The following is a 7,015-nucleotide window of genomic DNA, read 5'->3' on the forward strand; positions in this document are numbered from 1 at the left end:
GGCGGTTCCCTCTCCCCTGGGGACGGTGGAGGCCATCGTGCGCCGCCACGGACGATGCCGGGTTCACCCCGGAAGGATGAGGTCCCGTTTCGGGGTCCGGCAGCCGACCTGCTCCATCCAGTCGCAGAGCAGGTGGTGCACCGCGTCGGCGCCGACCAGCTCGCCCGGCGCGGTGAGCGAGCGGGGGTGGATGAGCACCGGCCGGTTCTGCCAGCCGCCCAGGCCACCGTGGCAGCCGATCAGCTCCTCGAACGCGGCGACCTCCTGGGTCACCGGATCCCACAGGCTGTTGATCACCAGGTCGCCGGTGTTCTCCAGGCCGTCGTGCCGGCGCAGGTCGTCGGCGGCGAACGGGCCGAACCCGAGCAGCGGATCCAGGCCCTCCACCTTGTCGTCGTCGAGCCGGCGCCGCCCGGAGCGGCCCAGCACCACCGGGCCCTCGGCGCGCGAGCGCGTCATCACCCAGCCGACGCCGGGATGCTCCAGCAACCCGGTCAGCAGCTTCGGGTGCCGGCTCTCGATCTCCTCCAGCGTGACCCGGCCGGCCAGCCTGGCGAAATAGACCAGCGCGAGGTTCCCCGAGGCCGCGATGACGATCTCCGGGCGGTCCGCCGCCGGCTCCCCGGCGGGTCGCTCCTGCTCCTTGACCGTACGGGTGAGCCCCGCCCGCAGCGCCCCGGCCCGCCCCTCCTGCTCGTTGTCCTCGGTGACGACCACCTCGCCGGCCGCGGTCAACTGCTCGACCAGGTCGTCCAGGCGGATGCCGTAGCGCTGCTCGAAGGTGGCGCCCTGGCTCTGCCCGTGATCGGAGAGCACCACGAAGTGGTACGGCCGGGGCGCCGCCGCCGCGACCTCCTCCAGGGTGGCCAGCACCCCGTCGATGCCCTCCAGGGAGGCCAGCGACTCCGGCCGGGCCGGGCCCGCGTGGTGCGCGATCTCGTCGTAGTCGACGAAGTCGCAGAAGACCGAGGGCGCGCCACGCATCATCTGCTCGGCGACGATCGCCAGGTTCAGGTGCCGCATCAGCACATTGGTCGCGCCGCGCAGCAGCACGTACGACCCGTGGCGGCGCATCCGCGGCTGCACGTGCCGCAGTTTCTGCCGCCGCGCCTGGTACAGCTCCTTGACCATCTCGCCGACGGTGAGCACCAGCGACCGGGTCAGCCCGAACGGGTCCATCAGGTACGCGCTGAGGTACCGGGCCGGGCCGGGCCGCTTCTTCGCCTGGACCGTGCTCATGGTCAGCAGCGAGGTGGCGGCGTCACCGGAGAAGACGTTGCTGACGCTGACCCCGCCGTCGGCGAGCAGCCCGCGCCCGTTCGAGCAGCGGGACTCGACGAGGGCGCTGTCACGGGGGTGGTTCGTCACCACGAGACGGCCGGCTGTCTTCTCGTACCAACGGAAAGCCGGGACCTGCGCGCTCGCGCCGTGCAACAGCCCCGCCTGGCTGGCCGGCGTGGTGGCCGGCAGCTGCGCGTGCCATTCGGCGAGGGTGTGGCTGCCGGTGCGCAGCCACCGGCCCAGGGTGGGCAGGTTGCCGGCCTCGACCGCCCAGCGGGCCAGCGGCGCCGACAGCCCGTCGATCTGGATCATGATGATGCCCGGCACGTCGGTGCTCGGCACACTGCGCCGGAAGTGCCGGTTGACCCGGAGCAGGTGCTGGGTGACCGCGCCGGGCTGCCCGGCGGTGACCGCCCACATGCCGATGCTCATCAGCGCGGCGCCCAGCCAGGACGCCCAGAAGGCGCTCCAGAAGTCGTGCACGTGGATGCCCGGGACCAGCAGCAGCGCGCCGTAGACGAGCAGCGACTGGACGACCAGCCAGCCGGCCACCACACCGAACCAGCCGATCGCCGAGACCACGACGACCAGCAGCGGGCGCACCACGGCGCCGAGGAGTCCGATCAGGACGGCGGCGGCCAGCACCGCCCACCCGCTGTCGGCGGTGATGCCGGGCACCAGGCCCACGGTGACGGCCACCGCCACAGCGCCGACGATCAGCGGGACCAGGACGGAGAAGACCGGCGCCGCGATCCGGCGCACCTGAGGATCGGGTTGCTGCTGCATGCCGCCAGTGTCGGTGCGGCCCGGCGCGCCGACGCCATCCGTGCCGGATGATGCTCACGCCCCGCCGGGCCACCGACCATGACGGGGTGACCGAGCCGTCCACGCCGGGTCCCGACCCGGCCTTCACCCCCGGCAGCGTCCTCGCCGCCATGCCCCGGTGGCTGCGTCCGCGAGCCGCGCCGATCCTGCGCCACCGGGCCGGGCACCTGTTGCTGGGCACGGCGAGCGAACTGATCCGGGTGCAGATCTTCGACCGGGCGATGACCCTCGCCGCGCAGGCGTTCACCTCGATCTTCCCGATGCTGATCATGCTGGGCGCGTTCTTCGGCCACCGGGCCCGGGAGAAGCTGGACGAGGTGCTGAACCTGCCGCCGAGCAGTGTCGAACTGGTCGACGACGCCCTCAGCGGCAGCCGCAGCGGCGCCTTCGGCGTACTCAGCAGCCTGATCGTGATCCTTTCCGCGACCGGTCTGGCTCGCGCGCTGAACCGCGCGTACCGGGTCATCTGGACCGCGCCCGGGCGCAAGGCCGGCCCGGCCGCGACCGCCTGGCAGATCGGCACCGTGCTGCTGCTCGTGCTGTTCCTGATCGTGGCGCGGCTGCTGGGCTGGCTCACCGGATCACTCCCGGCGCCCCACCTCGCCGGGGCGATCTCCACCTTCGCCGCCGACTTCGCCCTGGCCTTCCTGCTGCCGCGGATCCTGCTCGGGCCGGGACTCGACCGGCGCCGGCTGCTCGTCAGCGCGGCGCTCTTCGGGGTCTGCATGATCGGCGTCCGGGCCGCGGGCGGCGTCTACCTGCCGCGCGCGCTGGAGGTCAGCGCCGAACGGTACGGAACGATCGGCCTGGCCTTCACCTTCATCGGCTGGCTCTACGTGATCTCGTTCGTGCTGCTGCTCACCGCGGTGGTCGGTGGCCTGCTCGCCGACCTGCGGTCCGGGTCCGGAACGCGGGAGAGGAGTCAGAGCAGCCCGAGCTGACGGGACTGCACCACCGCCTCGCGCCGGCGTCCCACCCCGAGCTTGCGATAGATCGACCGCATGTGGGCCTTGACCGTGTTCACCGAGATGCCGAGCTTCTCGGCGATCTCCGCGGCGGTGAGGACCGTCGGCAGATAGTGCAGCACCTCCAGCTCACGCTCGCTGAGCGGGCCGGCGGTGTGCGCACCCTCCCCGAGCACCGGCAGCTCCCCGGTGATCTCCGCGAGCACCCCGTCGCTGACCGGGCCGCGCAGCTCGGTGAGCCACTGCTGGCGTTCGGTCAGCACGGTCAGCCGCGGGGCGCCGAAGACCCGGAACGGCCGGCGGATCAGCTCCGGCTCCGCCTCGGCGAACGCCCGGGTCAGCGCCTCACCGGCGCGGGCGCCCCGGCCGTGCGCGTCGGCGCCGAGCGCGGTGAGGATCCAGGCCGAGACCCCGGCGACCCGGTCCGGGCTCTCCCGGACGCGGGCCAGCAGGCTCTCGGCTGCCGGCTCCTGACCGGTGGCGAGATAGGCGCGGGCCAGGCAGATCTGCTCGGCGGGGAACAGCGCGGGCACGGCCGGCCGGTGGGCGTAGCGGGCCACGACGGCGGCCGGGTCCCCCGCGGCCAGGTCCGCCTCGGCGATGCCGATGCCGACGAGCCGGTCCAGCAGCGGCGCGGCCAGGCGGGGCCCGGCCTCCGTACGGGCCCGGTGCAGGGCGGACCGGGCGGCGAGCGGCTCGCCGCGGTCCAGCAGCAACCGGGCGCGGACCAGCGCGGCGACCACCGCGAGGGTCGTCTCCGGGTTGTCGCCGAGCGCGTGCAGGCCACGGCGCAACAGGGCTTCCGCCTCGACCTCCCGGCCACGCTCGGACTCGATCATGGCGTCGGTCAGATAGCCGAGCGCGCTCGCCGGCCGCTCCCGGGCGTCGATCCGGCGGGCCACGTCGGCGGCCGCGGTCACGTGCTCGCGGGCCCCGTTCAGCGTGCCCTGGACGAAGGCCAGCAGGGCCAGGTGGGTGAAGGCGCTGATCTCGACCAGCGGCACCCCGGAGGCGCGGGCCCCGGAGGCCGCCGCCCACAGATAGCGTTCCGCGTGGTCCAGCCGGCCGGTCCAGAGCAGGCCGGTGCCCTTGTTGCTGAGCGCCATCGCCCGGTACTGCAGCCGGGCCGGCACCTGGTCCCAGCGGAGCGCGGCCAGCTCGTCGAGCATCTCGGTGCTGGCCGCGGTGAGCCGGGGCATGTCGCCGTGCCGGCGCAGGACGGCGCCGCTCTCCATCACGGTCAGCGCCAGGTCGATCCCGGCCCGGTAGCCGCCGCCACGGCCGGCCAGCAGGGACCGGGCGCGCGCCAGCCGCTGCGGCATCACGTCCAGATCGCCCTCGGCGTAGGCGAGCAGGGCGGCGCTGACGGCGAGCTCGGCGGTGCCGGCGAGCCGGTCGGCCGGGATCCGCCGCAGCACCTCGATCACCTCGGCCCGGTCCACCGAGGCGAACAGCTGCAGGCCGCGGTCCACCACCAGCCGGGCGACGAAGTCCCAGTCCCCGGCGGCCGCGGCGTGGTTCAGGGCGGTCAGGCCGTTGCCCTTGCCCGCGCACCACTGCGCGGCGAGCAGGTTCAGCCGCGGCGCCGCCTCCGGCTGCACCAGCGTGAGCTGGTGCCGCAGCGCGGCCCGGAACATCTGGTGATAGCGGAACCACCGGCCGGGGCCGATCCGCTCGACGAAGACGTTCGCCCGCTCGAGGCCTTCCAGGGTGCGGTGGCCGTAGCGCTGGCCGGTGAGCGCGTCGGCCAGCTCGCCGCAGACCCGGTCCGGCACGCTGGTGCGCAGCAGGAAGTCCTGGATCTGCGGCGGCTGCTCGGCGAGCACCTCGCGGACGAGATAGTCCTCGACCGCTCCGGACCCGGCCGCGGTCTCCCCAGTCAGGCGCAGGCCGGCGCCCCAGCCTTCCGTGCCGCGGACCAGGGCGGCGAGCTCGGCTCCCGACGGGCGGCGGCCCCGCGCGGCCAGCAGCTCCCCCGCCTCCTCCACGCGGAATGCCAGGTCAGCGGCCCGCAGCTCGGTCAGGTGGCCGGCGGCCCGGAGGCGGTGCAGCGGCACGGCCGGCTCGGAGCGCGAGATCAGGACGAACCGCAGCCGCTCCGGCACGTCCGCCAGGAGCCCGGCCAGGCCGTTCAGCACCCGGGAGTCGGTCACCCGGTGCAGGTCGTCGAGGACGACGACGGTGACCACCGGCAGCGCGCCGAGGGCGGCGGTGAAGGCCCGCCGGAACACCGTGTCGTCAACGGCAGTGCGGGGTGCGGGCTCGGGAACCGAGTTGGTCGGCGGGATGGCGCCGGCGGCGCGCAGCGACAGGATCAGGTCGGACCAGAAGGTGTGCGGGTCGTCGTGCTGGGGGTCGAGGGTGAGCCAGGCGATCGGCCCGGCGGCCGACCGGGTGCCGGCCCAGGAGGAGACCAGGGCGGTCTTGCCCCAGCCCGGCCCGGCGCAGAGCATGGTCACCGCCCGACGGACGCCGGCGTCCAGGGCCTCGGCCAGGCGAGGGCGCCAGAGCACACCCTGCGGCACGCGCGGGCGAACGATGTGGCCGGCCACCGTTGAAATAGGCAGGCCGCTCGGCCTCGTCTCCCGCATACCGCTTTCCCCCCAAGTCTGCGCCGCAGTGGTCCGCCCGGTCGCGGACGGGCGGCTCCCCGTGACGCCTTCACCGAACACGAAGCGTCACTGTTGACGGGGACCGTCGCCATCGAATCCACCGTCGACAACTGATTTCATTACGGAGGGTGAAACATCGGTCAGGTCTTCAAGGCCACCGAAGCACACCCCGTAGGCGAACAGCAACCCCTCGTATTGGCGGGGTGTGCAGAACGCATGGTCACACTGCAACTTGCAGAGTCAGCCGGAACGCCCGATCTCTAGAAAGGCGTAAGCCGCCTTCATCCGGCCGGCATGAGGCGCCGTCTCCGCCCGCGCGGTCTCCTGAGGAGACCGACGAGAGGGGAACGGTGATGGAGAGTAGTTACGCCAGCGAGCGCCCGGCCGGCGCCGGCACGGCGCCCGCCGGAACCGCGTGGATCGGGATGGTGGTCTTCGCCGGCATCCTGATGCTGACGCTGGGCACGTTTCAGATCGTCGAGGGCGTGGTCGCCCTGTACCGGGCGGACTTCTACCCGGTTGCCCCGGACCGTCTGCTGGTCAGCACGAGTTACACGGCCTGGGGCTGGACACATGTGATCCTGGGTGTGATCACCGTGGCCACCGGCGCCGGGGTGCTGCTCGGGCAGCTCTGGGCCCGTGTTCTGGGCATCGTCATCACCGCCGGCGCCGCGCTGGTCCACTTCGGTTTCCTCACCGCCGCACCGGTCTGGTGCAGCATCCTGATCGGTATGCAGATCCTCGTCATCTACGCGCTCGCCGTGCACGGCCGCGACGTGCGGCCGTACCGGTCAACCTGATCCGTGGTCAGATCAGGTTGAGCGCCCGGGCCCGGCGGACCGCCTCGTTGCGCCGGGCCGCGGAGAGCTTGCGCAGAATGCTGCGCACGTGGGTCTTGACGGTGTTGACCGAGACGTAGAGCGTCGCGGCGATCTCCTCGGTCGGCAGCATCGCCGCCATCCCGCGCAGCACGTCCAGCTCCCGCTTGCTCAGCGCCTCGACCACCACCGGCTCGCCCATCGGCGCCGGCGTCCCGGCGGCCGCCGTGCCGCCGCTGAGCACGCCGTACTGCACGGCCAGCCGGTCGTCGTCGCGGACCAGGCGGCGCAGCTGGCTCCACACCTGGTGCACCGGCCGCCGGCAGGACTCCCCCGACGCCACCCGCAGCGCCCGCCGCAGCGCCTCCCGGGCCCCGGCGGCGTCCTCCTGGCGGGCGGCCAGCATGGCCAGCAGCAGCCAGGCGTCGAGCGCGACCGGGGCCGGCACGCCGGCCGCGTCTCCGGCACCATTGCTCTGGGTGTGCACGGTGGTCCAGGTGGCGCCGTCCGCCGA

Annotated in this window: 5 protein-coding genes; 2 read left to right on the forward strand and 3 right to left on the reverse strand. The window is 73.5% G+C overall.

Going from position 1 to position 7,015, the window contains the following annotated elements; all coding sequences use genetic code 11:
• Nucleotides 1-63 precede the first annotated feature (63 nt).
• A complete protein-coding gene (locus AB0F81_RS38790) occupies nt 64-2,067 on the reverse strand; it encodes a phage holin family protein (RefSeq protein WP_360206128.1) in 2,004 nt (667 codons plus the stop codon).
• Nucleotides 2,068-2,114: 47 nt separating this feature from the next.
• Between AB0F81_RS38790 and AB0F81_RS38795 the strand changes: the two genes are divergently transcribed.
• Nucleotides 2,115-3,047 (forward strand): YhjD/YihY/BrkB family envelope integrity protein, encoded by a 933-nt coding sequence (locus AB0F81_RS38795; protein WP_360206131.1) that lies wholly within the window; start codon nt 2,115-2,117, stop codon nt 3,045-3,047.
• Here the strand turns inward: AB0F81_RS38795 and AB0F81_RS38800 are convergent.
• A complete protein-coding gene (locus AB0F81_RS38800) occupies nt 3,029-5,662 on the reverse strand; it encodes a LuxR C-terminal-related transcriptional regulator (protein ID WP_360206134.1) in 2,634 nt (877 codons plus the stop codon). The two genes, AB0F81_RS38795 and AB0F81_RS38800, sit on opposite strands and share 19 nt — an antisense overlap.
• Before the next feature lie 374 nt (nt 5,663-6,036).
• Between AB0F81_RS38800 and AB0F81_RS38805 the strand changes: the two genes are divergently transcribed.
• Nucleotides 6,037-6,483, forward strand: coding sequence for a hypothetical protein (locus tag AB0F81_RS38805; protein ID WP_360206136.1), 447 nt, complete (start codon nt 6,037-6,039; stop codon nt 6,481-6,483).
• Nucleotides 6,484-6,490: 7 nt separating this feature from the next.
• On the opposite strand, the gene AB0F81_RS38810 is transcribed toward AB0F81_RS38805, so the two are convergent.
• A partial coding sequence (locus tag AB0F81_RS38810) for a helix-turn-helix transcriptional regulator (protein WP_360206139.1) occupies nt 6,491-7,015 on the reverse strand: 525 nt, incomplete at its 5' end.

The organism is Actinoplanes sp. NPDC024001, from assembly GCF_040638955.1.
Lineage (GTDB): Bacteria > Actinomycetota > Actinomycetes > Mycobacteriales > Micromonosporaceae > Actinoplanes.